Below are 25,178 nucleotides of genomic sequence, written 5' to 3' on the forward strand. Positions count from 1 at the left end.
CGGTCGGGCTGTGACGGTCGTCACCGCGTAAACCGAAAACCATGCTAAAATGCCGTTTTAACGGTCCCCGCCCGACAGGTTCGGTGCGGAGCGGTGATCCGGAGACCGGTATCTCGAGGGCGGCATGGGCTTTTCGGTGACCTTCTGGGGGGTTCGGGGCACAGTCCCTTGCCCGCTGCCGTCCCATATGGGCTTCGGCGGCAACACCAGCTGCGTCGAGGTTCAGGCGGGCGACCAGCGCATCGTCATCGACGCCGGCACCGGCATCCGCATGCTCGGCAAGCGCCTGCTGAAGGAGGGCGCCACCGAGGCGACCCTGCTGATGAGCCACACCCACCTCGACCACATCTGCGGCTTTCCCTTCTTCGCCCCGGCCTACACCAAGGGCTTCCACCTGCGCATCGTCTCCGGCCACCTGAACGGCACCCCCGGCATCGAAGCGGCCATGGCCCGGCAGATGGAGCGCCCCCTGTTCCCGGTGCCGATGCGCACCATGGGAAGCAATATCGTGTTCGACGAGATCACAGCCGGCGACCAGTTCGCGCTGGGCGAAGGGGTGCAGGTCCGCACGGCGCGGCTCAACCACCCGGACGGCGCCACCGGCTACCGCGTCGAGCATCTGGGCAAGTCCTTCGCCTATGTGACCGACACCGAGCATGTGCCGGGCCATCCCGACCGCAACATCCTCGACCTGATCGCCGGCGCCGACCTCGTGCTCTACGACAGCACCTACACGGACGAGGAATGGCAGAACCGCATTGGATGGGGGCATTCGACCTGGACCGAGGGCGTCCGGCTGGCGCAGGCGGCGGGGGTCAAGCGGCTGGTGCTGTTCCATCACGACCCCGACCATGACGACGCCACCATGACCGCCATCGAGGCGGCGGCCCAGGCGGCGTTCCCGGACTGCTTCGCCGCGCGGGAAGGGATGACGGTCACGCTGGCCTGACCTCGGCTTGGCGCCTATGGTCTGACCCGGTGCCGGGCCGTTATAGAGGGGCTTCCTCCACCCCGCAGCGAACCTCCCATCCATGCCCATTCCCTTCCTGGCCGTCCCGCCCATGACGCTGACGGTCGTCGCGCTGTTCGTCCTCACCTATGTCGGCATGGCGCTGGGGCGCTTCCCCGGACTGCGCATCGACCGCACCGGCATCGCTCTGGTCGCGGCCATTCTTCTGCTCGCCATCGGGGCGCTGGAATCGGGGCAGGTGACCGAGGCCATCGACTTCCCGACCCTGTTCATCCTGTTCGGGCTGATGGTGCTGTCCGCCCAGTACGCGGCCAGCGGCTTCTACGACTGGTGCGCCCTCCGGGTGGCGCAGGCGGCGCGTTCTCCGGCCTGGCTGCTGGCGGTGACGGTGGCGGTGGGCGGTGGCCTGTCGGCGATCCTCGCCAACGACGTGGTGGTCTTCGCCATGACGCCGATGCTCTGCGTCGGTCTGCTGGCCCGCCGGCTGGACCCGCGGCCCTACCTGATCGGTCTGGCCGGAGCGGCGAACGCCGGGTCGGCGGCGACGGTGATCGGCAACCCGCAGAACATCCTGATCGGCCAGATGGGGCATCTGGATTTCTGGCGCTTCCTGGCGGTCTGCGGGGTGCCGGCGCTGGTCGGCCTCGTGGTGGTGTATGTCGTGGTGTGGCTCGCCTGGCGGGGCCGCTTCGGCGAGCCGGATGACGGCGCGGCGGGCAGCGGGGCGACCGGGGAGGGCGGGGCGGAGCCGGTGATGCTCGACCGGGCGCAGCTCGGCAAGGCGGTGGTGGCGACCCTGGTGCTTCTCGGCCTGTTCACCACCGACCTGCCGCACGAGATCGGCGTGCTGCTGGTCGCCGGGGCGATGCTGATCAGCCGGCGGCTGGCCTCGCGCGGGATGTTGGGCATGGTGGACTGGCATTTGCTGGTCCTCTTCGCCGCGCTGTTCGCCATCAACCACGCGCTGAAGCTGACCGGCCTGCCGGCGGAGTTCGTGTCGGGGCTGGAGGCCGCCGGCTGGCTGCCTGACCGGCTGGCGGTGATGACCCCGCTCGCCCTGGCCGCCAGCAACAGCATCGGCAACGTGCCGGCGGTGATTCTGCTGCTCGCCGCCTGGCCGTCGCCGCCGGAGGGGGCGCTCTACGGGCTGGCGATCCTGTCCACGCTGGCCGGCAACCTGCTGATCCCCGGCAGCCTCGCCAACATCATTGTGGTGGAGCGGGCAGCGGCCTCCGGCGTCCGGCTCGGCTTTGTGGAGCACGCCCGTTGCGGGATCCCGATGACCCTTTTGTCGATGGGATTCGCCGTTTTGTGGTTGTGGGGCACCGGCTGGATGCGTCTGAGCTGATTTTTCTCCTTATGGGCTATGCGAATGGTGCCGCCCCTCTCCGTCCGGGGCATTGCCCTCTCTTCGCAAAGCAAAAAACTTGGGGTGGCCTGTTCAAGGCAGCCCCAAGGCACCGATGCCCAAAGCTCAGACGCCCAAAGCACAGACGAAGGACGGAAACCGCATGTCAGAAGCCCAGACGCCCCGGACGCTGGACACCGGAGCCCAGGAACGGCCTCGGGAAACGCCCTGGGAGACTCCCGTCGTCGCGGTGGTGGTCACCCACAACCGTCTGGCCCTGCTGAAGACCTGTCTGGCGGCGATCCATGGGCAGGAGCCGCGGCCCGACCGCATCGTCGTGGTGGACAACGGTTCCAGCGACGGCACCGCGGAATGGCTGGCCGAGCAGCGGGCGGTGATGCCGGAGCTTCTGGTGGTCCGGCAGGCCAACATCGGCTCCGCCGGCGCTTACCACACCGCCTTCGCCACGGCGCTGGAACTGGGCGCCCGCTGGATCTGGAGCACCGACGACGACGGCATTCCGGCGCCCGGCGCCTTGGCCGAACTGCTGCGCCAGGGCGAGCGGCACGACCTCGACCTCGTCGGGCCGACCGTGGTCGCGGCGGAGGACCGCGGCGATCTGGCCTTCACCATGCAGGGCTTCACCAAGGCCGACGCCTTCGCCGCCGCGGCTCAGGACGGCATCGTGCCGGGCGCCATCGCGCTGTTCAACGGGACCCTGCTGCGCCGGCGCGTCTTCGAGCGGATCGGCAACATCAAGCGCGAGATGTTCATCTGGGGCGACGAGTGGGAGTTCACGTTGCGCGCCCGGCGGGCCGGGCTGCGCGACGGGACGGCGGTGCATGCCCTGCACGTCCACCCGCGCAACCGCCGCACCCAGCGCCCGCTGGCCGGCGGTTTCCTGGGCACGGTGGAGGAGATGCCGGAGAACCGCGCCCCCTATTTCTTCCGCAACATGGGCTACATCCACGCCACCTACGAGCGCAAGTCCATCGCCCGCATGATGGTCAAATACACGCTCTATTACCTGCTGCACCGGCGCGCCGACGTGAAGGGGCTGCGCGGCTTCTGGACCCATTACCGGGCCGGCCTGCAGAACCGCTATCCGCAGGACCTGCAGGCGTCCCCCACGGCCGCGGCTCCAGTGGCCGCCTCTGGCGCTCCGCCCCAGTCCTTTCCGAAAAGCGTCTGAAGGGGGGCCGCATGTTCAGGGATTTCACCCTTGACGGGCGGGCGGCGTCGCGCGCCGAGTCCGTGTATGTCTGGCCCGCCGCCCTGCTGATCCTGGTGGCGGCTTCGATCCCCGTCTGGATGTTCGAGATTCCGGCGCTGGGCGACTACGTCAACCACGTCACCCGCATGTACGCCCTGGCCCATCTGGACCAGGACCCGGCGCTGGCGCAGTTCTACATGGTGCGCTGGGCGATCATCCCCAATCTGGTGATGGACATCGTCGTGCCGCCGCTGGCCAAGCTGATCGGCGTGCACACGGCGAGCCGGCTGTTCGTCACCGCCAGCTATCTGGTGTTGGTGACCGGCTCCATCGCGCTCTACCGCGCCCTTTGGGGCCGGGTGGAGCTGGGGCCGCTGGCCGCCGGGCTGTTCCTCTACACGCTGTCCACCTACATGGGCCTGTTCAACTACCTGTTCGGGCTGGGGCTGGCGCTGTGGGGAATCGCCGGCTGGATCGTGATGCGGGAGCGCGCGCCCTGGCAGCGCGGGCTGGCCTCGCTCGGGGTCGTTCTGCTGCTGTTCATCTCGCATCTGTTCGCGCTCGGTCTCTATGGCCTGACGCTGCTGGCCTTCGAGGGCTGGCGGCTGTGGCGGAGCGGCGGCTGGCGTGAGCCGTGGCGGGCGTTGCCGGACGCGCTGGCCTTCGGACTGCCCTTCCTGATCGTGCCGCCGCTTCTGCTGATGAGCCCGTCGTCGGGCTTCGCCGACGCGGTTCTGTGGGTCGGCACCGCGAAGCTGATGGGCTTCGACTTCCTGTTCGGCGGCTACGCCGACACGGTCGGCTATGTGACGGGGATCGCCGTCGGGCTGGGCATCGCCTGGGGGCTGTGGAGCGGGGCGCTGCGGCTGCATCCGGTCGGCGCCATCACCATCGCGCTGGGGCTGGTGGTCTATGCGGCGATGCCGCTCGTCCTCTTCGGGTCCTGGTTCGCCGACAGCCGCCTTCCCATCGGCATCGCCTTCGTCGCTCTGGGCTTCGTGCGCTGGGAATTGGCGACCTCGGCCATGCGGGCGGCCTTCCTGTCGGTGGTGGTCGCGCTGTCGCTGCTGCGCAGCGCCGACGCCGGGGTGGGGCTCGCCAGGGTGGACCCGCTGCTGGAGGAGGTGCGCCAGTCCCTGCAGCGGATCGAGCCGGGCAGCACGGTGCTCGCCACCTACGCCGACGAGACGCTGCACAAGTCGATCTTCCGCGCCACCCAGTTCACCGACGACCGCGCCCTGTCTTTCGGCCTGCACCACGCGCCGGTGCTGGCGCTGATGGAGCGCTCCAGCCTCGTGCCCATCGCCTTCACCCATCCGGGCAAGCAGGTGCTGCTGCTGAAGCCGGACTATGCCGACCTGGATGGTGATTTCACCTACATGCCGCGCATCGGCTACGTCGCTGACGCGGTGCGCCAGCCGGGCTTGCGCGACAACCATTACTGGGCCGATTGGCCCCGGCGCTTCGGTTACGTCTATGTGCTGTTCAGCGAGCCGGGCCGCGCCAATCCGGTGCCGGAGCATCTGACGCTGGTGCAGGAGGGGCGGTACTTCCAGCTTTACAAAGTGAAGTGAGCGGGTGCGGTTGCCCCCACCCTAACCCTCCCCCGCTGACGCAGGGGAGGGGACTTTTTCTTCCTCCCCTGCGAAGCGGGGGAGGGCCGGGGTGGGGGCAAGGAGTGCCCTCAGGCCGCCCCCTCGGCGCCCCGGACGAACTGGTCGAACATCGGCTGGATCACCGTCTCGCCGATGTCGCGGGTGATGAAGACGATCTTGGAGCGGTGATCCTCGCCAGGCCATTCCTGAAGCTGGACCGGCGGGTGGAACATGTGCTGCACGCCGTGGACGACGACCGGCAGCGGGCTTTCCTTGACGTTCAGCAGCCCCTTGATGCGCAGCAGGTTCTCCCCGCCAGTGGCGATCAGGGCCTCCATGAAGTCCACGAAGTTGTTCCACGGGATCGGCTCGTCCACCACCATGCAGAAGGCGCGGATGTGGTCGTCGTGCCGGTTGGTGTCGTGGTGGTGGTGATCGTGCCCGCAGTCGGGACCGCAGGCGTCGCCATGCCCGTGGTCGTGGTGGTGGTGGTCATGATCATGGTCATGCCCGTGATCATGATGATGGGCCTGCTCGTCGCGGTACGCCTCTTCCCGGAGCCAGCGCGCCACGTCGGGGCTCTTGGTGTCGGGGTTGTAGAGGCCGGCGTCGAACAGCAGAGCCGGATCGACCTCGCCGAAGGCCGCGGGGATCTGCGGGGCCGCCGGGTTGATCGCCGACAGGCGCTGGCACAGGGCGAGCGTCGTGTGGGGCGTGGCGAGGTCGGTCTTGGTCAGCACGATGCGGTCGGCGACGGCGGCCTGCTTCACGCTCTCCGGCTGGCGGTCGAGCTGGTTGGCGCCATGCACCGCGTCCACCGTGCTGATGACGCCGTCCAGGCGGAAGCGGGCGGCCAGCAGCGGGTCGCTCATCAGCGTGTGGATGATCGGGGCCGGGTCGGCGAGGCCCGTCGTCTCCACCACCACCCGGTCGAACTCCGGGATGTCGCCGCGCACGCGCTTCAGGAACAGGTCGCGCAGCGTGTCGACGAGGTCGCCGCGGATGGTGCAGCACAGGCAGCCGCTGTCCATCAGCACCATGTTCTCCGACGCCTTGGCGACCAGCAGATGGTCAAGCCCGACCTCGCCGAACTCGTTGATGACCACGGCGGTGCGGGCCATGCCCGGATGGTGCAGGAGCCGTTGCAGCAGCGTGGTTTTGCCGCTGCCGAGGAAGCCGGTCAGCACCGAGACGGGCAGGCGGGGCGCCGGTGGGGCGGCGGGGGTGGGTGCGGCGGTCACGGGGTCTTCTCCTGGCAGTCGGTGCATGTGCCGCGCACCTCGACGGTGGGGCGGCTGACCTGGAAACCATGCTCGGCGGCGATGGTGCCGATGGCGGCGCGGATGCGCGGGTCGTCGATCTCCACGGCGTTGCCGCAGGTCTCGCACACCAGGAACTGCCCGGAATGGACGGCCCCCGGCGCCGCGCAGCCGATGTAGGCGTTCAGCGATTCGATGCGGTGGACCAGCCCGTGCTCCACCAGGAACTCCAGCGCCCGGTAGACGGTCAGCGGGGCGGTGGCCTTGCCCTCGCGCTGGCTGAGGTCCTCCAGGATGGCGTAGGCGCCGCGCGGCTTGTGGCTGTTCCAGACCAGCTCCAGCACCTGCCGTCGGAGCGCGGTCAGCCGGGCGCCGCGCTCCGCGCACAGGGCGTCGGCGCGCGTCAGCGCGTCGGCGATGCAATGCGCGTGGTCGTGCCCGTGGCGGGAGGCCGGGCCGGTGGTGGGGTGGGGATCGGCGGTCATGGCGTTATCTTATTACATCGCCGGATGCCGACACCAGACAAAGAAGAAGGGCGGCCCCGGACGCGGAGGCCGCCCTTTCAGGCGTGTCGCTCGATTGGGGGCGGTTCCCCGACCGGTCAGAGACCGATCATGCCGCCGTCCTTCTTGGTGATGGCGACCACCGACGGGCGCGGCGGCATGTTGGGCTTGAAGTCGGGCCAGCGGGTCGCCGGGTCCTCGAAGGAGGAGAGCTTGCCCTTGAAGCCTTCCCACTGGTCGACGCCGTCGGTGGCCGGGTGCTGCACGGCGACGAACAGGGTCTTGTCGTCGGTGGTGAAGCAGGGGCCGCACATCTCGGCCCCCACCGGCACGCGGTAGAACATCTTGGACAGGCCGCGCAGATTCCCTTCGGTCTCCACGGCCCAGACGCCGTCGGCGGTGCCGGACGCCTTCTTCCAGTTCTCGCCCTGGTCGGTGGTGATCCACAGGCGGCCGCGGTGGTCCACCGCCGCGTTGTCAGGGCAGGAGAACCAGCCGTTGGCCGAGGTGTCGGCGTGGAACTGCGCGCCGACCTTCTCGTCCGCCGGGTTGCCGCCGCGGACCAGGATCGTCCACTCCGCCTTGGTCGAGGCGTGGTTGCCGTTCTCCGGCAGGATCTCGACGATGTGGCCCCAGTTGTTCTCGGCGCGCGGGTTGGCCGCGTCCACCTGCTCCGGCTTGCGGCGGGAGTTGTTGGTGAGGATGACGTAGACCTTGCCGGTCACCGCGTTGACCTCGATGTCCTCCGGTCGGTCCATCTTGGTGGCGCCCAGCGCGTCGGCGGCGAGGCGGGCGTTGATCAGGACGGTGGCTTGGTCGGGGAAGCCCTTCTCGGCGGTCAGCGGACCCTGGCCGTGGACCAGCGGCAGCCACTCGACCGAGGCGTCGGCCTTGAACTTCGCCACGTAGAGCGTCCCGGTCTCCAGGATGTCCATGTTGGCGGCGCGGTTCCTCGGGTCGAACTTCTTGGCCGCGACGAACTTGTAGACATAGTCGAAGCGCTCGTCGTCGCCGGTGTAGGCGACCACGGTGCCGTCCTTGCCGAGCGCAATCTGGCAGGCCTCATGCTTGAAGCGGCCGAGCGCCGTGCGCTTCTTCGGGGTCGAGGTCGGGTCGTAGGGGTCGATCTCGACGATCCAGCCGAAGCGGTTGGACTCGTTCGGCTCCTTGGCGATGTCGAAGCGGTCGTGATAAACGCCCCAGTTGTACCATTCGCCGGGGAAGCCGTAGCGCTTCAGCACCTTGGTGTTCGGGTTGGTGTCCTCGACCTTGCCCCAGAAGTAGCCGTTGAAGTTCTCTTCCGCCGACAGCCAGGTGCCCCAGGGCGTCATGCCGCCGGAACAGTTGTTCAGCATGCCGCGGACCGTCGTGCCGGTCGGGTCGTAGCTGGTCTTCATCAGGGCGTGGCCGGCGGCCGGGCCGGTGATGGCGCAGGCCGTCTCGCCGGTGATGCGGCGGTTGTAGCGGGAGTCCGCCACCGTCACCCACTTGCCCTTGACCTTGCGGATCTCGACGACGGTGCCGCCGTGGGCGGCCATCTCGATGTCCACCAGCGCCTTGGTCATGCGGGCGAACTTGTCCTTCTGCTGCTCCACGCCGACGCCGGGGAACATGACCTCCTCGTCGGTGTATTCGTGGTTCACGCAGAGCAGGGCGCGGTCCGGCGACTGGGAGCCGAGCGGCAGCGGGGCGTAGCCGACGAAGTCGTTGTTGTAGCCGAACTGCTTCGACTGCGCCTCGGCCGACTGGTTCATCGGGTCGAAGGCCGGCGCGCCGGGCACCACCGGGTCGCCCCAGCGGATCAGGATGTCGGCGTCGTAGCCGGATGCCACGTGATGGTCGGCGTCGACACCGTGCGCCACTTCCTGGAAGGAGAAGCTGGCTTTGGCCGGGCGCGGGGCGCCGGTGACGGCGGCCTCGGCCTCGCGCGGCGAGGAGAGCAGGGCGGCCGGGCCGATCAGGGCGCTGACCGCCGCGCCGGTCAGCATGCCGCGCATCATGTCGCGGCGGCCGAGGCGGGCGTTGATGACGTCGCCCATGGTCGGGTTTTCGGACGGGTTGGAGCCGATGTCCTCGCGGCCCTCGAAGGTCAGATACTTGGTGCCCTTCTGGGGCAGGTCATGGGTGTCCATCGGTGTGCCTCGTCTCTTTCCGCAAATTTATTTTGGGTAGGGGCGGGCGCACCTTACCGGCGGCCTGTGACGGTTTCTTTGCACTCCCATGAAGGCGGAATGAAAACACACGGTCGGGTTTCACGACACCGCGCCGATCAATCACCGGCTTTCTTGATCTCCTGGAAGGCGGCCAGCGCGCGGTCGCGGGCGGTGCCGTGGTCGATGACCGGCCGCGGGTAGTCCTTGCCGAGTTTGACCCCCGCCTGCCGCAGCGCCTCGTCCGGCGCCTCCCAGGGCTTGTGAATCCAGCGGTTGGGCAGCGCTTCCAGCTCCGGCACGTAGCGCCGGACATAGGCCCCCTCCGGGTCGAACTTCTCGCCTTGGAGGATCGGGTTGAAGACGCGGAAGAAGGGGGCCGCGTCGGCGCCGCAGCCGGCCACCCACTGCCAGTTGCCGGCGTTGTTGGCGATGTCGGCGTCGACCAGCGTGTCCCAGAACCACGACTCGCCCTCCTGCCAGGGGATCAGCAGATCCTTGATGAGGAAGGAACCGACGATCATCCGCACGCGGTTGTGCATCCAGCCGGTCTGCCAGAGCTGCCGCATTCCGGCGTCCACGATGGGATAGCCGGTGCGCCCGCTCTGCCACGCGCGCAGGCCCGCCTTGTCCGTCCGCCAGGGGAAGCGGGCGAAGCGCGTGTCCAGCGGCGTGTCTGGAATGCCCGGCTCCTCGCGCAGCAGATGGTGGTTGAACTCCCGCCAGCCGAGTTCCCGCAGGAAGGCTTCGGCGCCGGCGGCCAGCTCATGCCGCTGGTCTGCGGCGTGGCGGGCGGCGTGCCAGATCTGCCGCGGCCCGATCTCCCCGAAGGCGAGGTGCGGCGACATCGCCGAGGTTCCATCATGGTCCGGGCGGTCGCGCTCCGCCGGGTAGGCGGCGACCGGCCCGTCCAGGAAATCGGCCAGCCGCTCCCGCGCCGCCTCCTCGCCGGGTGTCCAGCGCTCGCGCAGGCCGCCGGCCCAGTCCGGCGCGCTGGGCAGCAGGCACCAGTCCTTCAGCGACTCGCTGGACACCGGCTTCGCCGGCGGGGTCAGCTTGCCCGGCGCGCGGGTGGGGCGCGGCGGCTCCGGCATCGACAGCAACGCCTTCCAGAAGGGCGTGAAGACCCGGAAGGGCGTGTCCGACTTGGTGCGGATGGTCCCCGGCTCGTAGAGCAGGGCGGCGTTGTGGGGGTGCACCGTCACGCCGCGCGCGCTCAGCCGCTCGCCCACCCGGCGGTCGCGGGCGATGGCGGTGGGGCCGGCGCGGCGGTTGCACAGCACCGTGTCGGCGCCGGTCTCCTCGGCCAGCGCCGCCAGCACGGAGGCGGGGTCGCCGCTGCGCAGCACCAGGGGCGAGCCGAGCTTGGCCAGCGCCTTGCCCAGCCGTTCCAGGCTGCCGTGCAGCCACCAGCGGGACGCGGCGCCGGGAAGCCAGGGATCGTGGGCGTCCTTCTCCCGGATGTAGACCGGGATGACCGGCGCCCCGTCCTCCGCCGCGGCGCTGAGCGCCGGGTTGTCGGCAAGGCGAAGATCGCTGCGGAACCAGACGAGGATGGGAGATTGATCGGTCGTCATCGGCCAACTTTAAAGACATGGACAGAAGAACGGGCATGCCAAAACGCCGCAGCCAATGACCACGGTCAATGGCTCTTGCTACGCGGTGCCGATTGCTCCGGATCACCACGGCGGCGAAAATTTTTCCTGGCGAAATCCTATTGACGGCGATTTCCGCACCGCTATTTCCGCCTTCGCTGCCACGACGTGGAGCCGGAGGCACGGCGGCCGACGGCGCCGGTTCCACGGTCGGGGGAGGAAAGAGACGCCATCAACGGAGGAAACCATATGTCCCGCCTGTCGCGCCTGCTGACCGCCGCCACCGTCGCCCTGCCGCTGTCCCTCGCCGCCATGTCCGCCAAGGCGGCGGACATCGTGGACACCGCCGTCGCGGCGGGCCAGTTCAAGACGCTGGTCCAGGCCGTCCAGGCCGCCGGCCTCGCGGACACGCTGAAGGGCAGCGGTCCCTTCACCGTCTTCGCCCCGACCGACGAGGCCTTCGCCAAGCTTCCCGCCGGCACGGTCGAAAATCTTCTGAAGCCGGAGAACCGCGAGAAGCTCCGCTCCGTACTCACCTATCATGTGGTGGCGGGCAAGGTGACTTCGGCCGATATCGCCGGCAAGACGGCATCGCCGAAGACCGTGCAGGGCACCACCGTGGACATCGACGCGACGAAGGGCGGCGTGATGGTGGACAACGCGAAGGTCGTGAAGCCCGACATCATGGCGTCCAACGGCGTCATCCACGTGATCGACACGGTCATGATGCCGAACTGACGTTCTGCTTTTCATCGAGGTCCCTCCTGCCGGACGTTTCACCGCCAGTGCCGGCAGGACCACTCGCCCGGAGAGTTCCCCCGACTCTCCGGGCTTTTTCTTTTCAAGCCTTGTCCGGAGACGCTTTGTCGGGAGAGAGGCGGCTGCGCGGGAAGCGGTGGACCTTGCCGCGGGCCAGCAGATGCACCTCGAACCGCGCCGCCAGCAGGCCGGACACCGCCGGGTCCAGCACGTTCAGCCCGCCCGCGAAGGCGCCGAAGGCCGGCAGGATCAACTTTCCCCCGTCGAAGGCGAAACAGCGCTCCCGCACCCGCCGGCCCGGCACGACGACGGCGGCCACCGGGTGCAGATGCCCCGACAACTCGCCGACGGCGCCGGGCACCGCCTCGTGCCGGAAGGTCAGCGGGCCGAGCGCCAGCTCGTCCAGGATGCGCCCGCCGAACCCCTCCGGCGGTTCCGGATCGTGGTTGCCGGTGACCCACAGCCAGTCCGCCACCCGCCCGGTCAGGTCGCGCAGCCGGGCCACGTCCCCCGCCTCCATGCGGCTCGCCGCCCGGCGGTCGTGGAAGCTGTCGCCAAGGCAGATCACCCGCTCCGGGGCCAGCCGCTCCACCAGCTCCGCCAGCCGGTCGAGCGTCGCCCGCGTGTCGTAGGGCGGCAGCATCCGCCCGCGCGCCGCGAAGGCGGAGCCCTTCTCCAGATGCAGGTCGGCGACCACCAGAGTCCGCTCCGCCGGCCAGGCCAGCGCGCCGGAGGGATCGGGGGCCAGCGCGGCGCCCCGCAGGGTCATCGTCGTGTCCATGGTCATCACAACGTCAAGCGGCCTTGGCTGTCACCGTCGGACCCCAGCTCCGGCATCGCCTCGGCCACCAGATCGGCGGCGGCCTGCTCCAGAAGCTCGTCGGTGGCGGAACCGTCCACCCGTTCCCGCCCGATCTCCAGAATGACCGGCACGGCGAGGGGGAAATGCGGTCGAGGTCCTTGTGGGTGATGCGGCCCTTCACCCGGACCAGGAAATCCGACAGGCGCCGCACGTCGGTCAGCCCGCCCGCCGCGTCGGCGCGGGTGGCGCGCAGCAGCACATGGCCGGGGTCGTGCTTGCGCAGCACGTCGTAGATCAGGTCGGAGGAGAAGGTGACCTGCCGCCCCGACTTCTCCTGCCCGGGATGGCGGCGGTCGATGACCCCGGTGATCAGCGCCACGTTGCGGAAGGTCCGCCGCAGCATCGAGGACTCGTCCATCCAGGCTTCCAGGTCGTCGCCCAGCATGTCCTGGTCGAACAGCCCATCCATGTCCTTCGGCGTTCGCAGCGACCACACCGCCAGCACATAGTCGGTGGCGACGAAGCCGAGCGGGCCGCAGCCCATCCGCTCCATCCGGCGGGTCAGCAGCATCCCCAGCGTCTGGTGCGCGTTCCGCCCCTCGAAGGCGTAGACGACGAGGAAGCGCTTGCCCGCCTTGGGGAAGCTCTCCACCAGCAACCCATCGCGCGCCGGCAGGACGGAACGCCAGCGCTGGAGCCGCAGCCATTCCTGCACGTCCTCCGGCAGGCCGGGCCACTGCGCCGGGTCGGCCAGCATGGCGCGCACCCGGTCGGCCAGCGCCGTGGTCAGCGGCAGCCGCCCGCCGGCGTAGGCCGGGACCTTCGGCTCCCCGGTGCCCCCCTTGGCGACCTGCGCCTCCATCTCGCGGATGCCGAGGAACTTCAGCAATTGGCCGGCGAAGACGAAGGTGTCGCCGGGGGTGAGGCCCTGGATGAAATGCTCCTCCACCTCGCCGAGCACCGGGCCGCGGCTCAGGCGCACGCGCAGCATGGCCTCCTGCGTGATGGTGCCGACGTTCATGCGGTACTGCCGCGCCACCGCCGGCCCGGCCACCGCCATGCGCCCGTCTTCGCGCATCGTCAGCCGGTGGAAGCGCTCGTAATTGCCGAGCGCGTAGCCGCCGGTCGCCACGAAGTCCAGCACGTCGTCGAACTCGTCCCGCGCCAGCCCGGCGTAGGGGGCGGCGCAGACCACCTCGTCGTACAGGTCGTCGGGCCGGAACGGCTCGGCGCAGGCCATGCCGAGCATGTGCTGGGCCAGCACGTCCAGCCCGCCGGGGCGGGGCCGCTCGCCGTCCAGGCTCATGGCCGCCACGGCGTCCAGGGCGGCGCGGCATTCCAGAACCTCGAACCGGTTGGCTGGGACGAGCAGAGCACGGCTCGGTTCGTCCAGCCGGTGGTTGGCGCGGCCGATGCGCTGGACCAGCCGGCTCGCCCCCTTCGGCGCGCCGATCTGCACCACCAGATCAACCGCCGCCCAGTCGATGCCGAGGTCGAGCGAGGAGGTCGCCACCACCGCCCGCAGCTTGCCCGCCGCCATGGCGGCCTCGACCTTGCGCCGCTGCTCCGCCGCCAGCGAGCCGTGATGGAGCGCGATGGGCAGGGTGTCGTCGTTGAGGCGCCAGAGTTCCTGGAAGACCAGCTCCGCCTGGGCGCGCGTGTTGACGAAGACCAGCGTGGTGCGGTGGGCGCGGATGCGCTGGTACACCTCCTTCAGCGCATGCATGGCCATGCGGCCGGACCAGGGCAGCCGCTCGCGCGTCGTCAGGATGTCCACCTCGGCGGAGGCGCCGGCCCGCCCGGTGACCAGCCGCACGTCGCCGCCATCCGCGTGCCCGGATTTGGACAGCCAGGCGAGCAGCTGCGCCGGCTCCGCCACGGTGGCCGACAGCCCGACCCGCCGGGCCTGCGGCGCCAGCCGGGACAGCCGCGCCAGCCCCAGGGCCAGCAGGTCGCCGCGCTTGGTCCCGGCCAGGGCGTGCAACTCGTCGATGATGACGCAGCGCAGGTGCCGGAAGATCGTCGCCGCGTCGGCGTAGGCGATCATCAGCGCCAGACTTTCCGGCGTGGTCATCAGGATGTGCGGCGGGTTGGCCCGCTGCCGCCGCCGCTTGGATTCGGGCGTGTCGCCGGTGCGCGTCTCGGTGCGGATGGGCAGCCGCATCTCGGCGACGGGCTCCTCCAGATTGCGCTGGATGTCCACCGCGAGCGCCTTCAGCGGCGAGATGTAGAGCGTGTGCAGCCCCTCGCGCGGGCGCTCCGCCAGATCGATCAGCGAGGGCAGGAAGCCGGCCAGCGTCTTGCCGCCGCCGGTCGGCGCGATCAGCAGGGCGCTGTTCCCGGCGGCCGCCGCCTCGACCATGGCAAGCTGGTGAGGGTGCGGCACCCAGCCCCGCGACCGGAACCAGCCCTGGACGTTGGCGGGGAGGAGAGGGGTGGGGAGTTCGGGCATGGGAAAGAAGATAGAGAGATTTCCTATAATGCCATCAGCGCTATGAAAGTATTTTTATTTTTCTTTTGGAAATGATTTCGCGATGTTGGATAAAATTTTAAGGTCGCGAAGGCTTAAATGCCGTGCAGCATCAATTATAGTAATCTCCAATGGTGTCCTTTCTTGATTGCTTGAATTGCTTTGGTCGAATATTTTTACTAACTCATCCAGTGGAATGTCTATTTTCTCGCTAATGCGAATTAGCGTTTCCAATCTGGGCATATTCTGCCCGCGTTCCATCGCGGAAACAGCCTGAACGGAACGCTCGATCAATCCCGCAAGATCCTCCTGCGTGAGCCCCCGTTGCTCGCGAAGTTCGCGGAGCATTTGTCCGAATTGCTGCATCCCTTTCATGCCCGGACTGTCCTCCGGGCGATGCGCGTTGACCATCAACCTAGTACGCTATAGCTTAAAATTACCTTTGTGTGATTGTGGGTGTACCATGCGTCTGTCGGGCGTGTTGCTCATCATCTGGGGTGGGTTGCTGGTACCGCTTACCCTGCCGTGGACTTGGTGGTATCGGAAGCAACTGGGTTTGATCGCCAGCCTCGACGAGATGACCATGAGCTTTCTCGGGGACAGGCTTCCTTACGCATACGTTGTGTCGTTTTCGGTGATCTTGGTGGGACTCGGACTGTCGTGGATCGCCTTTGCCACGGTGTGGGACCCGCCCTGTCCGCGTGTGCGGGGTGTTTCGGAGGACGAGGGGCCGCCGTCCACAACGCCCCGGAAGACGTCGTTGGAGGAGGTCATGGGCGACCGCCCCATCGACCCGATGAGGCTTCATTGAATGGCGCGTTGGCGAACCCTGAGCGCCGGTTGAGCCTCTGTCCTTCGCGGCGTTTGACGGCTTCGGGAGCTGTGGTATTTTACGAGGCAAGGAGGTGATGCGCCTTCGGTCTCCTGGAGGCGGAGCCGGTTTCCCGACCCCGCCCATTGGTTCCTTAGCGATCGTGGTCCTGGTTGAAGCCGGCTTCGAACTCGAACTTCATCCGGAACCAGAAGCGTCGGAGCCACGTCTGGTACCTTTTCAAGCGCATCACCTCCTCTCGGATGCCGGACGGGTAGGGCCTGTCGGCACGCAACATCCAAAGGAATGCGTAGGCGCGGTCAACCGGGGATAGGCCTCTGTGGGATGGCTGCGGCACTTGGGCGCGTGGTCGGGGTGCGGAGTCTTGCCCCCACCCTGACCCTCCCCCGCTTCGCAGGGGAGGGAATCAGGCGCCGGTGACGATGCGGACGTGGATGGGCAGTGGAATCGTGCCGCCCTGGGCCTGAGCGTCGAAGCGGCGGGTCACCTCGGCGTCGAGGTCGGCGCGCTGCCCGGCGGTGAGGTCGTGCAGGCGGTGGCCGAAGCTCATCTCCAGCGTGGCGCGCCAGAAGGGCTGGCCCTGGGGGGCCTTGCGGACCGGGGTGATGTCGGTCTCGCTCACCGTGGCGAAGCCGGCGGAGCGCAGGGCCTCCGCCAGAAGGCCGGGGGCGGCGAAGCGGAACAGCGGGTCCAGGCTGCGGTCCTCGCCCAGTTGGGCGGCGACGGCGTCGCCCACCGTGTCGAACAGGGTGTTGCCGGCGCGCGGCCCCCAGACCATGAAGGCTGCCCGCCCGCCGGGGCGCAGCACGCGCCGCAGCTCGGCCAGGGCCGCCGCAACGTCGGGGACGAACATGATGCCGAAGCGGCAGGTCGCCCGGTCGAAGCTCGCCGCGGCGAAGGGCAGGGCGGTCATGTCGGCGGCGGCGAAGGCCGGGCGCAGCCCGTCGGCGATCCCCGCGGCGCGGCGCCGGGCGCCGGCCATCATGCCGGGCACGAGGTCGCTGCCCACCACCAGCCCGTCAGGACCTGTCCGCAGCGCGGCGCTCAGCGCCGGTTCGCCGGCGCCGGAGGCGAGGTCCAGCACCCGGTCGCCCGCCGTCACCCCGGCGGCGTCCAGCAGGGGCTGGTTCAGCTTGTCGGCCAGATCGGCCATCGGGTCGGCCCAGCGGTCCCAGGCGTCGGCGCTGGCGGTCCAGCGGGCGCGCTCGGCGTCGCCGTCGATGGGGCAGGTGGACAAGTCGGGCATGGTCAGTGGAGAAGCCTTGCGGTACCGGTGATGCGGGGGGCGGAATCGGCGTCGCGCAGCCGCTCGTTCAGCGCCGCGACCTCCTCCGCCAGCTTGCGGTTCGCCTCGGTCAGGGCTTGGACGCGGCCCTCGGCGACTTGCTGCTGGACGTTCAGGGTGGCGACGGTCTCCGCAAGCTTGCGGATTTTCTGGGACTGGCGGGCGCCGCCCTCGTTGACGCTGCGGCGGATCGAACCGACGGCGGCGAGCACGATCACGCTGACCGTCGCACCCGTCAGTAGGGCGGCGATGGCCAGAGCCCAGACCCAATCCCCCGATGGCAGTTCCATGGCCGAAGCCGCCCCTGCGTTGCGTCCGGACCATCGGGAACGACCGTCCGGTGGACGAAGGGTTTCAGCATCCAATGAAATGTCGAGTGGGTCAAGCCGGGCGCCGGAACGGAAAAGGCCCGGCCGTTGCCGGCCGGGCCTTTCGTGAGGCGATTGCTGCGCTCCGCGGTCAGGCGACGGTGTCGTCGACCGGGCGGGCGGCCTTGGCGCGCATGTCCTTCAGGTGATCGCCGAAGGCACGCAGGACCGGCATGATCCGCTGCATCTGGTCCGACGTGACGTGGGCGTCGGTCTTCAGGACGATGGTCGGCGCCTCCGACATCAGGCGCTTGGAGCGCATCGGACCGACCTTGTCGTCCATGAACATGGACAGCCCCATCAGAATGCCGAGCGTCACGTCATCGGGCGCCTTGGGCAGAGCCAGCACGTCGTGCAGCTCGTTGAGGAGGGTGTAGGCGACGATGGACGTGCGTTCGATGGTGTCAACGTCGGCGGCCATGGACATCGGCGTAATCCTTGAGGCGCTGAAAGTGTGCGATATGGCCGAAGGTTAGCGCTTGGATCGTAACCAAACTGTTAACCATCCCTCACCCGAGTCGCCACGAGTCGCTTTTTTCGAGTCGCAATCCCCGGTCGCCGAATCAGGGGAGTCGACTCATGCCTCCGCGTGAACCGACGTGCCGGTCATGGCCCGCTCCACCCGCTCGATGGCGGCCATCACCGCGTCCGGGCGGGCGTGCTGCGGCATGTGCCCGGTTTCCGCCAGCAGATGCAGCGTCGATCCGGCCACCGCGTTGTGAAGCTGCACCGCGTGGGCGTGGGGATCGACGATGCGGTCCTCCCGTCCCGCGACGACCGCCATCGGGCAGCGGATCTCGGAATAACGGGGGGCCATCGCCGCCACGCCGGGAATCAAAGCGGCGAGTTGAGCGGCGGCGGCCTCCAGCTGCGTCGGGCGCAGCAGAAGGTCGGGAGGCAGTTCGTTGTAGCTGGGCGGCACGGGGTTCGGCTCAAAGATGCGGCGCATCATCGCCGGCAGGATCAGCCGGTCCAGCGGCGGCAGGACGGTGTGGCTGAGCAGTGGCCCGACCGCCGGAATGGCCGGTCCCATCATGGGGAGGAAGTCGAGCCGCGGGGTCGGGTGGGTGAAGGCCGACAGGATGACCAGACCGCCGATCTCCTCCGGGAAATCCAGCGCCCAGGCGAGCGCCACCGCCCCGGCCAGCGAATGGCCGACGACGATGGGGCGCTCCAGCCCCAGCTTGCGGGTCGCGGCGCGCAGCAGCGCGGCTTGGGCGGCGGGACCGGCGTCGCGTCGCGGCGTCGCCTCGCTGTAGCCATGGCCGGGCCGGTCGAAGCAGACGCAGCGCCGGTGCCGGGCCGCCTCGTCCAGAAGGCTCAGCGCCCAGTCGTCGGCGGTGGTGCCGTTGCCGTGCAGGAACACCACGGGGGGCGACGCGCTGTCCTTCCCATGGTCGAGATAGTGCAGGCGGGTGCCCCCGACGCTCATGAAATGGCCGGTCGGCGGGTGCTGCTGCTCCGCCCGGTTGGTGCGGCGGCGGGTGTCCAGCCACAGGCCGGCCAGCAAACCGGCCGCGAGAGCCAAGCTGCCGCGCATCAGCGGACCCTCCGAGGGCATGCTTGCGATTTGGCGGAACGGCGTGTGGAATGCGGCATGGTCGGGCTCCTCCGGATTGCAGGTGCAGGCTGCGGGGACAGGGGTGCAACAGGAGGTGGACGGGGCCGTTCCGACGCGCAGGGCCGCCATGTCCCAACATTGTTTCCACAAATTAAACTAAAATCTTATCATTCTTGCGACAGAAGGACGGGGTAACCGTCCACCGTTCGGAATTGGATCGACGCCATACCATGATGGTTTTTTCCAAAGCGGGAGTATCGCGATGAGCGCCACCGCCAAGCAGCAGCCGACCCCAGCCGTGCCGGAGAGAGCCACGCCGGACAGCACCGCCCCGGCGGGCGCGTCGTTGCCCGCCGTCTATACCGACCTTGGCCGCATCATCGAGAGCATGACCCGGCGTTTCCTGGACGTGCTGCGGATGGAGCTGGCGCGGATCGGGATCGACGACCTCAGCCCCGGCCAGGCCCTGATGCTGATCAACATCGGCGGCGAGGAGCTGTCGGTGCGCGACCTGCTGGAGCGCGGCTACTATCTCGGCTCCAACGCCTCCTACAACCTGAAGCATCTGGTGGAGGCGGGCTATGTCGACCGCTCCGCCTCGCAGCGCGACCGGCGCACGGCGCGGCTCCGCCTGTCGGAGCGCGGCCTGAAGCTGTGCGAGGCGCTACGCGGGCTGGAAGCCGTGCGGGGCGAGGCGCTGATCCGCACCGACGAGGAAGCCGCCGATCTGGAGACGACTTACCGCACGTTGCGCCGTTTGGAACGGGCGTGGAGCGATCTGATCCGCTACGATACGCCGGAGTACTGATCCCGAGCGTCCGTTCCGGAAGACCCAGCGCATGTCACAGCGGTCCCTGAGCCAGAAGGATGTCGAGCGCCTGCTGGCCGCGCCCGACGCCCAGGCGCGCATCGACACCATGACCCATCTGGTGCGCGACCTGGAGGCGGGGGACCTCGCCGAGGCGGAGCGGGCGCTGGCCATGGACATCCTGCAGCGCTTCGCCGCCGACGCGGTGACCGCCGTGCGCGAGGCGGTGGCGTGGCAGATCCACAACTCCTCCCTGCTGACGGAGGGGCTGGCGGAGAAGCTGGCCCGCGACGTCGACCGGGTGGCCTTCCCCATCCTGCGCCACGCGGAGAAGCTGAGCGAAGGCTTGCTCCTGGACATCCTGCGCGAACGGCGCCCGGCGAAGGAACTGGCCATAGCCGGGCGCCGCTCCGTCTCGCCCGTGGTGTCCGACGCGCTGGTGCGCAACGGCAACGTCATCGTCATCACGGAGCTTCTGCGCAACCGGGGCGCCGTCATCCCGGAGCCGTCCCTGCACAGCGTGCTCGACCGCTGGGGCGGCGTCGCCACGGTGAACGAGGCCATGGCGGCACGGCCCGACCTGTCGGCGGCGGTGGTGGAGAAGCTGATCCTCTTCGTGTCGGAGGAGATCCGCAACCGGCTGATCCGCAGCCATCGCCTCAACCCCCGCCTGATCGGCATCCTGGTGGAGCGGGCGCGGGAGGCGGTGACTCTGCTCCTCCTGAAGCCGCTGACCCCGCGCGAGGCGGACGTGGAGCTTCTCGCCCGGCATCTGCTGATCCGCGGGCGGCTGTCGGCGCCGCTGCTCTTCCGCGCGCTGTGCGCCGGGGAGATCGCGCTCTTCGACGCCGGGATCGCGGTGCGCGCCAACCTGCCGCCGGAGAACGCCCGTCAGCTCGCCTGGGACGGCGGGCCGCACGCGCTGAAGGGGCTGTTCGCCAAGGCGGGCCTGTCCTTCACCCTGCTGAAGCCCTTCCGCGTCGCCATCGCGGTGGCGAAGGCGCTGGACTACCGCGGCGGTGACGAGGGGCGCGAGCGCTTCCAAACGGAGGCCATCGCCACCCTGTTCGACGCCTGCGGCAACAGCCAGGACCGGGAGATCGACGACCTGCTGCTGCAACTGTTCGACCAGACCTCGGCGGAGGTGATCGAAAAGGCGCTGGAGCAGGCGGGGATGCCCTTCTCTCCGCTGAACAGCTGAGTCACAGGCTGAAGAACGTCTTCAGCCGGGCCAACAGGTCATGCTCGGTCGTCGTCTGGGTTACGGCGGCGGGGGCGCTGGCGCGGCGGTGGGCGTCGTTGCGGCGCTGGCGCAGGCCCATCAGGTCGGCCAGCCGGGCGGCCAACTCCGGACGGCGGCGCAGGACGGGATCGAGCGCCTCCTTGTCCAGCTCGTAGACCACGGCGTCGGTGTTGGCGATCACCGACGCGCTGCGCGGCTGGCCGGTCAGCAGCGACATTTCTCCGAACACATCGCCCGGCCCCATGTGGTCGAGCAGGAGCGTCCGCCCTCCGAAGGCCCCGCGCACGTCCAGCGCGCCCTCGGCCACCAGGAAGAGGGAGGTCCCGGTCTCGTCCTGGCGGACCACCGCCTCCCCGGCGGCGACATGGCGCAGATGCATGCCGGAGGCCAGTTCGTCGATCTCCTCAGGGCGGAAGGCGGCGAACAGGTCCACGTGGGACAGCAGGTCCCGCCCCAGCCCCAGCGCCGAACAGGGCGGCGGGCGGTTGCTGCGGCGGCGCATCTCCTGCTTGGGGCTGGCCGGTTCCAGCCCGGCGCGGGCCAGATGCTCCAGGATGGTGGTCGCCACGGCGTCGCGGGTCGCGGCCAGCCGGGAATAGTCCGCCACCCAGAATCGCGCCTGATAGGTGACGCCGTTCAGCGTGATCGCGTCCACCACCACGTCGGGCCGCGGCTCGGTGGGGACGGCGTCGCAGCAGACGATGGCCGACAGGATGATCCGCTTGGCGCGGGCCACCGGCACCTCGGCGTCGAGGGTCACCGGCACGCCGGCGCGGAAGCCGCTGCCGGGCTGGCTGTAGTTGGTGATGCGGTTGCCCGCGGCCAGCCCGTTCGGCACCACCAGCGCCGTGCCGTCCAGAGTGACCAGCCGGGTGGCCCGCCAGTTGATCTCGTCCACCCGCCCGGTGACGCCGGGGGTCAGCTCCACCCAGTCGCCGATGCGGTAGGGATGCTCGACGTTCAGAGCGATGCCGGAAAAGATGTCGGCGATCATGTTGCGCAGCGCGAAGCCCAGCACCGCGAACACCACGCCGGAGGTGGCGACCAGCCCGGTCACCGGCTGCCCCAGCACGAAGGCCAGGATGCCGAGCACCGCCAGCCCGTAGAGCAGCGCGCGCAGCAGGTCGGTCAGCAGGCGCGGCATCGGCGTGGCGCGGGCGTTGCGCGCCACCACGAGGTCGATGACCCGCGACCCCAGCCACGCCGCCCCCAGCCACGCCACGGCGGCGAGCAGCGAGGCCAGCGCATCCGCCACCATGGCACCCGCGATGGGGGCGATGTGACCGGACAGCCAGGGACGCTGCCCCGCCAGACCGGCCGCCCCGAGAGTCAGCAGCGCCGGGGCCAGCAGGTGGCGCAAACCGAGGCGCGGCGGCGCGCCGGTGGGGCCGATGGGAAGCGGGGCGAGGCGGGATGAATCGGGCATGCGGGACCGGCAACCTCCTGCCCCGTGACCTTCGCACCGCGGGCGGAACCGTCAAGCCCAAAATAGGAATAGGCGAAGCGGCCCCGGTCTTCGCGCAAAATGGGGTGGTTGGGGAATGCCTTCGCTCCTTAATATTCGGAGGGTGGAGAGAGAAAGGATGAGGTCCGAAAAACCGCGAACATTGTCCGCCCACCAAGCATAAGATTGAAATTCCCAAAGAGAAGAGCCAGAAGAGCGAGGTGTCCATGCCTCATGCCGCCATGATCGTGGCGGCCGCGCTGCTCCTGTTGCCGGGCGCGGCGTCGGCCCAAAGCGCGAACGCTCAAAGCACGAATGGACGGGTGAAGGCGCCGGAAGGGGCGCGCGCCTACATCATGTGGCCGTCCAACGGCACCACCATCTCCGGCGGAAAGCTGTGGGTCCGCATGGGCTTGCAGAACATGGGCATCGCCCCGGCGGGCATCCGCAAGGAGGACACCGGGCACCACCATCTGCTGGTGGACAGCGATCTCGCCACCTACGACGAACCCATCCCGAACACCAAGCAGTCGCTGCATTTCGGCGGTGGCCAGACGGAGGTGCGGCTGGAGCTGCCGCCGGGTCGGCACACGCTCCAGATGATCCTGGGCGACGCGGACCATGTGCCGCACGACCCGCCGATCATGTCGCAGAAGGTCACCATCATCGTCCCTTAAGGGCATCGCCCCTCAACGGGAGCGCGACAGGGAGGAAGTCATGATGCGCACCGCCGCCGTCCCGGTCCTTCTGGCCGTCCTGCTCGCCGCCGGGCCGCTGGCCGCGCAATCGTCGCCGGAAGCCGACCCGCTCGACAAGCCGCTGTCCGACACCACCAACACCCCGCAGCCGGCCAGCCCAGGGCACGAGCATGAAAGCACGCCCTCGACCCCCGATGCGGCGAAGTCCGGACGGACGGCGGCGCCGAAGGACGTCTATATCTACGTCGGCTGGCCCAACGACGGCGAGGTGGTCAGGGGCCGCTTCAAGGTGTGGTTCGGCCTGCGCAACTTCGGCGTCGCTCCGGCGGGCGTGCGAAAGGACAACACCGGCCACCATCACCTGCTGGTGGACACCGACCTGCCGCCGATGGACGAGCCGATCCCCAACAACCGCAACTACATCCATTTCGGCAAGGGACAGACGGAAACCTATCTGGAGCTGCCGCCGGGGCGGCACACGCTCCAGCTTCTGATGGGCGATGCGGAGCACATCCCGCACGACCCGCCGATCCTGTCCAAGAAGATCACCATCACCGTGCGTCCGGGCGGCGACAGCACACGCGTGTCGGTCCGCTGATCTGGCCCGCTGATCCAGTCCGCTGAACGTCCAGGGAGTGAGGCCATGGCATTTGAGGCGACGGGAGTTGTCGGGCGCACCGGTTTCGCGAGAGTGGCGGCGGTCGCATTGCTCCTGCTCCTCGGGGCCTGCGTCACCTCGGGCGAACAGGCGACCGTGGTCCAGAAGCCGAAGACCCCGCCCGTGCGCACCGTGTCCAACTTCAGCGAGGCGCTGCGCTGCATGGACACGCTGATGTGGAACCATGGCAAGCGCGACATCTTCATCACCTCCAACGGCATCCCCGACGCCACGGGCCGGGTGGCCGGCGGCACCAAGGAGATGCTGATCACCGCCGTGTCGCGCATGTCGGAGCGGTCGAACGCCTTCCGCTTCGTCGATTTCGAGCCGACGCTGGACGACGTGAACGCGCTCTACTGGATGATCGGGGTGCAGCCCAACTTCCGCGCGCCGTCCTACTACGTGCGCGGGGCCATCACCCAACTCGACGACAATGTGGTGAGCGAGGCGGCCAGCGCCGGCATCTCCCTGCCGACCTTCGACCTCGGCATCTCCGCCGATCAGGTGATGTCGGTGATCTCGGTGGATTTGAACATCGGGGAGTTGGCGACGCGCCAGATCATCCCCGGCCTGTCGGCCAGCAATTCGCTCGCCATCATCTCGTCGGGCAAAGGGGCGGATGCCGGGGCGGTGATCGGCAAGGCCGGCCTCTCCTTCAACGTTTCGCTCAACAAGTCCGAGGGGCTGCATCAGGCAGTGCGCACGCTGATCGAACTCAGCACGATCGAGGTGCTGGGCAAGATGACCCGCACCCCCTACTGGCAATGTTTGGGGATCGACCAGACCAACCCGGCCTTCGCCGGCCAGGCGCGCGACTGGTTCGACGGCATGGCGCCTTCGCAGCGCGTCGCCTACGTCCAGCGCGTCCTGCTGGCCGAGGGCTATTACGACGGCTCGGACAGCGGCCAGCTCGACGAGCGCACCCGCGACGCGATTTCCCGCTATCAGGCGGACAACGACCTGATCGCCACGGGGCGCATCGACTTCGACCTCTACCAGCGCATGCTGGCCCAGCCCAGCGGCCAGAAGGGGCCGGGGGCGCCGCGCCTGCAATCGGTGTCGAACGCGGGCGGGGAGGGGTTGCCCCGCGCAACGCCGGCACCGGCCGGGGCGCCGCCTGATCTGGTCCTCAGTTCCGACCGCGGGCCGCAGCCGCGCTACCGTGCCGGGGAGGCGCTGGTGGTCAAGGTGCAGCCGACGGCCAACGGCTTCGTCTACTGCTACTACCAGGACGCCGCCGGGTCGGTGGCCCGCATCTTCCCCAACCGCTTCCAGCCCGACAGCTTCGTCCAGGCCAACCAGCAGGTGGAAGTCCCGCCGGGAGCGCAGAAGCCCTTCAACCTGCGCATGGACCGTCCCGGCGCCTCCGAGACCATCGCCTGCGTGGTCTCCCCCGACGAACTCGGTACGCGCATCGCCGACCGCTACAAGACCGAGGACCTTCAGCCCATCCCCGGCGCGACGCTGGCGGACGTGGTGGGCGCCTACGGCAGCATCCAGGGCACCAACGTGCGCAGCCGGCAGATGGCCGTGCAGGTTCTGCCCGCCGTGTCGGCTCAACGTTAGGGCTTTGGGATAGGGATTGTGGGCCGGCTCACAGCGCGGGGACGGGGGCGG

Annotated in this window: 23 protein-coding genes; 11 read left to right on the plus strand and 12 right to left on the minus strand. The window is 69.0% G+C overall.

The window, feature by feature from the left end:
• The first annotated feature begins 124 nt into the window (after positions 1-124).
• The 4 genes from Sp245p_RS07090 to Sp245p_RS07105 all read left to right on the plus strand — a co-directional run bounded on the left by Sp245p_RS07090 (position 125) and on the right by Sp245p_RS07105 (position 5,105).
• A complete protein-coding gene (locus tag Sp245p_RS07090; RefSeq protein ID WP_041811081.1) occupies positions 125-949 on the plus strand; it encodes an MBL fold metallo-hydrolase in 825 nt (274 codons plus the stop codon).
• Positions 950-1,031: 82 nt separating this feature from the next.
• Positions 1,032-2,318: an SLC13 family permease gene (locus tag Sp245p_RS07095; RefSeq protein WP_014240553.1), complete on the plus strand. Its 1,287-nt coding sequence runs from the start codon at positions 1,032-1,034 to the stop codon at positions 2,316-2,318.
• A gap of 163 nt (positions 2,319-2,481) precedes the next feature.
• A complete protein-coding gene (locus Sp245p_RS07100) occupies positions 2,482-3,510 on the plus strand; it encodes a glycosyltransferase (protein ID WP_014240554.1) in 1,029 nt (342 codons plus the stop codon).
• Positions 3,511-3,521: 11 nt separating this feature from the next.
• Complete coding sequence (locus Sp245p_RS07105) at positions 3,522-5,105, plus strand: diguanylate cyclase family protein (protein ID WP_014240555.1); 1,584 nt, start codon at positions 3,522-3,524, stop codon at positions 5,103-5,105.
• Positions 5,106-5,215: 110 nt separating this feature from the next.
• On the opposite strand, the gene Sp245p_RS07110 is transcribed toward Sp245p_RS07105, so the two are convergent.
• From Sp245p_RS07110 to Sp245p_RS07125, 4 genes are all read right to left on the minus strand, one after another.
• Positions 5,216-6,367: a CobW family GTP-binding protein gene (locus Sp245p_RS07110; protein ID WP_014240556.1), complete on the minus strand. Its 1,152-nt coding sequence runs from the start codon at positions 6,365-6,367 to the stop codon at positions 5,216-5,218.
• Entirely contained in the window at positions 6,364-6,870 is a 507-nt protein-coding gene (locus Sp245p_RS07115) for a Fur family transcriptional regulator (protein WP_014240557.1), read from the minus strand. The genes Sp245p_RS07110 and Sp245p_RS07115 overlap by 4 nt, the downstream gene beginning before the upstream one ends.
• 116 nt (positions 6,871-6,986) lie before the next feature.
• Positions 6,987-9,020, minus strand: a complete 2,034-nt coding sequence (locus tag Sp245p_RS07120) for a PhoX family protein (RefSeq protein ID WP_109138427.1) — start codon at positions 9,018-9,020, stop codon at positions 6,987-6,989.
• A gap of 137 nt (positions 9,021-9,157) precedes the next feature.
• Positions 9,158-10,615, minus strand: coding sequence for a cryptochrome/photolyase family protein (locus Sp245p_RS07125; RefSeq protein WP_014240558.1), 1,458 nt, complete (start codon positions 10,613-10,615; stop codon positions 9,158-9,160).
• A 267-nt stretch (positions 10,616-10,882) separates the two neighbouring features.
• Between Sp245p_RS07125 and Sp245p_RS07130 the strand changes: the two genes are divergently transcribed.
• Complete coding sequence (locus Sp245p_RS07130; protein WP_014240559.1) at positions 10,883-11,371, plus strand: fasciclin domain-containing protein; 489 nt, start codon at positions 10,883-10,885, stop codon at positions 11,369-11,371.
• Between the two features lie 103 nt (positions 11,372-11,474).
• Here the strand turns inward: Sp245p_RS07130 and pdeM are convergent, their stop codons facing one another.
• The 3 genes from pdeM to Sp245p_RS07145 are packed head-to-tail and all read right to left on the minus strand — an operon-like array spanning position 11,475 to position 15,039.
• Positions 11,475-12,179 (minus strand): ligase-associated DNA damage response endonuclease PdeM, encoded by a 705-nt coding sequence (pdeM, locus tag Sp245p_RS07135; RefSeq protein WP_014240560.1) that lies wholly within the window; start codon positions 12,177-12,179, stop codon positions 11,475-11,477.
• A gap of 7 nt (positions 12,180-12,186) precedes the next feature.
• The gene (locus Sp245p_RS07140; protein ID WP_425458898.1) at positions 12,187-14,646 is read right to left on the minus strand and encodes a ligase-associated DNA damage response DEXH box helicase; all 2,460 of its coding nucleotides are present in this window, start codon (positions 14,644-14,646) and stop codon (positions 12,187-12,189) included.
• Between the two features lie 54 nt (positions 14,647-14,700).
• Entirely contained in the window at positions 14,701-15,039 is a 339-nt protein-coding gene (locus Sp245p_RS07145) for a helix-turn-helix domain-containing protein (RefSeq protein WP_158310397.1), read from the minus strand.
• Between the two features lie 88 nt (positions 15,040-15,127).
• Here Sp245p_RS07145 and Sp245p_RS07150 point away from each other — a divergent pair, with 88 nt between their 5' ends.
• Positions 15,128-15,475 carry a hypothetical protein gene (locus Sp245p_RS07150; RefSeq protein ID WP_014240563.1) on the plus strand — a complete coding sequence of 116 codons (348 nt, stop codon included), beginning with the start codon at positions 15,128-15,130 and terminating at the stop codon, positions 15,473-15,475.
• A gap of 427 nt (positions 15,476-15,902) precedes the next feature.
• Here Sp245p_RS07150 and Sp245p_RS07155 read toward each other — a convergent pair whose 3' ends face one another.
• From Sp245p_RS07155 to Sp245p_RS07170, 4 genes are all read right to left on the minus strand, one after another.
• A complete protein-coding gene (locus Sp245p_RS07155; RefSeq protein WP_014240565.1) occupies positions 15,903-16,742 on the minus strand; it encodes a class I SAM-dependent methyltransferase in 840 nt (279 codons plus the stop codon).
• Positions 16,743-16,744: 2 nt separating this feature from the next.
• The gene (locus tag Sp245p_RS07160) at positions 16,745-17,071 is read right to left on the minus strand and encodes a hypothetical protein (protein ID WP_014240566.1); all 327 of its coding nucleotides are present in this window, start codon (positions 17,069-17,071) and stop codon (positions 16,745-16,747) included.
• A 169-nt stretch (positions 17,072-17,240) separates the two neighbouring features.
• Positions 17,241-17,570: a hypothetical protein gene (locus tag Sp245p_RS07165; protein WP_237903362.1), complete on the minus strand. Its 330-nt coding sequence runs from the start codon at positions 17,568-17,570 to the stop codon at positions 17,241-17,243.
• 156 nt (positions 17,571-17,726) lie between these two features.
• Positions 17,727-18,689 (minus strand): alpha/beta fold hydrolase, encoded by a 963-nt coding sequence (locus Sp245p_RS07170; RefSeq protein ID WP_165359967.1) that lies wholly within the window; start codon positions 18,687-18,689, stop codon positions 17,727-17,729.
• Between the two features lie 283 nt (positions 18,690-18,972).
• Here Sp245p_RS07170 and Sp245p_RS07175 point away from each other — a divergent pair, with 283 nt between their 5' ends.
• A complete protein-coding gene (locus Sp245p_RS07175) occupies positions 18,973-19,518 on the plus strand; it encodes a MarR family winged helix-turn-helix transcriptional regulator (RefSeq protein ID WP_014240571.1) in 546 nt (181 codons plus the stop codon).
• Positions 19,519-19,549: 31 nt separating this feature from the next.
• Positions 19,550-20,719, plus strand: coding sequence for a DUF2336 domain-containing protein (locus Sp245p_RS07180; protein WP_109138429.1), 1,170 nt, complete (start codon positions 19,550-19,552; stop codon positions 20,717-20,719).
• A 1-nt stretch (position 20,720) separates the two neighbouring features.
• Here the strand turns inward: Sp245p_RS07180 and Sp245p_RS07185 are convergent, their stop codons facing one another.
• The gene (locus Sp245p_RS07185; RefSeq protein WP_109138430.1) at positions 20,721-22,187 is read right to left on the minus strand and encodes a mechanosensitive ion channel family protein; all 1,467 of its coding nucleotides are present in this window, start codon (positions 22,185-22,187) and stop codon (positions 20,721-20,723) included.
• Between the two features lie 245 nt (positions 22,188-22,432).
• Between Sp245p_RS07185 and Sp245p_RS07190 the strand changes: the two genes are divergently transcribed.
• From Sp245p_RS07190 to Sp245p_RS07200, 3 genes are read left to right on the plus strand one after another with little or no spacing between them, the layout of a single operon-like run.
• A complete protein-coding gene (locus Sp245p_RS07190; RefSeq protein WP_014240576.1) occupies positions 22,433-22,882 on the plus strand; it encodes a DUF4399 domain-containing protein in 450 nt (149 codons plus the stop codon).
• A gap of 40 nt (positions 22,883-22,922) precedes the next feature.
• Positions 22,923-23,501 (plus strand): DUF4399 domain-containing protein, encoded by a 579-nt coding sequence (locus Sp245p_RS07195; RefSeq protein WP_014240577.1) that lies wholly within the window; start codon positions 22,923-22,925, stop codon positions 23,499-23,501.
• A gap of 45 nt (positions 23,502-23,546) precedes the next feature.
• On the plus strand, positions 23,547-25,127 hold the full coding sequence (locus tag Sp245p_RS07200) for a DUF4384 domain-containing protein (RefSeq protein WP_014240578.1): 1,581 nt from the start codon (positions 23,547-23,549) through the stop codon (positions 25,125-25,127).
• Positions 25,128-25,178: the final 51 nt, after the last annotated feature.

The organism is Azospirillum baldaniorum, from assembly GCF_003119195.2.
Classification (GTDB): domain Bacteria; phylum Pseudomonadota; class Alphaproteobacteria; order Azospirillales; family Azospirillaceae; genus Azospirillum; species Azospirillum baldaniorum.

What these genes read in the sequence shown, in the direction of transcription:
- Sp245p_RS07145 (WP_158310397.1), bottom strand. Translation starts at nt 15,039, where the DNA reads ATGAAAGGGATGCAGCAATTCGGACAAATGCTCCGCGAACTTCGCGAG.
- Sp245p_RS07165 (WP_237903362.1), bottom strand. Translation starts at nt 17,570, where the DNA reads ATGGCCGCCGACGTTGACACCATCGAACGCACGTCCATCGTCGCCTAC.
- pdeM (WP_014240560.1), bottom strand. Translation starts at nt 12,179, where the DNA reads ATGACCATGGACACGACGATGACCCTGCGGGGCGCCGCGCTGGCCCCC.
- Sp245p_RS07120 (WP_109138427.1), bottom strand. Translation starts at nt 9,020, where the DNA reads ATGGACACCCATGACCTGCCCCAGAAGGGCACCAAGTATCTGACCTTC.
- Sp245p_RS07100 (WP_014240554.1), top strand. Translation starts at nt 2,482, where the DNA reads ATGTCAGAAGCCCAGACGCCCCGGACGCTGGACACCGGAGCCCAGGAA.
- Sp245p_RS07175 (WP_014240571.1), top strand. Translation starts at nt 18,973, where the DNA reads ATGAGCGCCACCGCCAAGCAGCAGCCGACCCCAGCCGTGCCGGAGAGA.
- Sp245p_RS07195 (WP_014240577.1), top strand. Translation starts at nt 22,923, where the DNA reads ATGATGCGCACCGCCGCCGTCCCGGTCCTTCTGGCCGTCCTGCTCGCC.
- Sp245p_RS07190 (WP_014240576.1), top strand. Translation starts at nt 22,433, where the DNA reads ATGCCTCATGCCGCCATGATCGTGGCGGCCGCGCTGCTCCTGTTGCCG.
- Sp245p_RS07140 (WP_425458898.1), bottom strand. Translation starts at nt 14,646, where the DNA reads ATGCCCGAACTCCCCACCCCTCTCCTCCCCGCCAACGTCCAGGGCTGG.
- Sp245p_RS07200 (WP_014240578.1), top strand. Translation starts at nt 23,547, where the DNA reads ATGGCATTTGAGGCGACGGGAGTTGTCGGGCGCACCGGTTTCGCGAGA.
- Sp245p_RS07105 (WP_014240555.1), top strand. Translation starts at nt 3,522, where the DNA reads ATGTTCAGGGATTTCACCCTTGACGGGCGGGCGGCGTCGCGCGCCGAG.
- Sp245p_RS07125 (WP_014240558.1), bottom strand. Translation starts at nt 10,615, where the DNA reads ATGACGACCGATCAATCTCCCATCCTCGTCTGGTTCCGCAGCGATCTT.
- Sp245p_RS07115 (WP_014240557.1), bottom strand. Translation starts at nt 6,870, where the DNA reads ATGACCGCCGATCCCCACCCCACCACCGGCCCGGCCTCCCGCCACGGG.
- Sp245p_RS07090 (WP_041811081.1), top strand. Translation starts at nt 125, where the DNA reads ATGGGCTTTTCGGTGACCTTCTGGGGGGTTCGGGGCACAGTCCCTTGC.
- Sp245p_RS07180 (WP_109138429.1), top strand. Translation starts at nt 19,550, where the DNA reads ATGTCACAGCGGTCCCTGAGCCAGAAGGATGTCGAGCGCCTGCTGGCC.
- Sp245p_RS07150 (WP_014240563.1), top strand. Translation starts at nt 15,128, where the DNA reads ATGCGTCTGTCGGGCGTGTTGCTCATCATCTGGGGTGGGTTGCTGGTA.
- Sp245p_RS07170 (WP_165359967.1), bottom strand. Translation starts at nt 18,689, where the DNA reads ATGCGCGGCAGCTTGGCTCTCGCGGCCGGTTTGCTGGCCGGCCTGTGG.
- Sp245p_RS07130 (WP_014240559.1), top strand. Translation starts at nt 10,883, where the DNA reads ATGTCCCGCCTGTCGCGCCTGCTGACCGCCGCCACCGTCGCCCTGCCG.
- Sp245p_RS07095 (WP_014240553.1), top strand. Translation starts at nt 1,032, where the DNA reads ATGCCCATTCCCTTCCTGGCCGTCCCGCCCATGACGCTGACGGTCGTC.
- Sp245p_RS07185 (WP_109138430.1), bottom strand. Translation starts at nt 22,187, where the DNA reads ATGCCCGATTCATCCCGCCTCGCCCCGCTTCCCATCGGCCCCACCGGC.
- Sp245p_RS07160 (WP_014240566.1), bottom strand. Translation starts at nt 17,071, where the DNA reads ATGGAACTGCCATCGGGGGATTGGGTCTGGGCTCTGGCCATCGCCGCC.
- Sp245p_RS07155 (WP_014240565.1), bottom strand. Translation starts at nt 16,742, where the DNA reads ATGCCCGACTTGTCCACCTGCCCCATCGACGGCGACGCCGAGCGCGCC.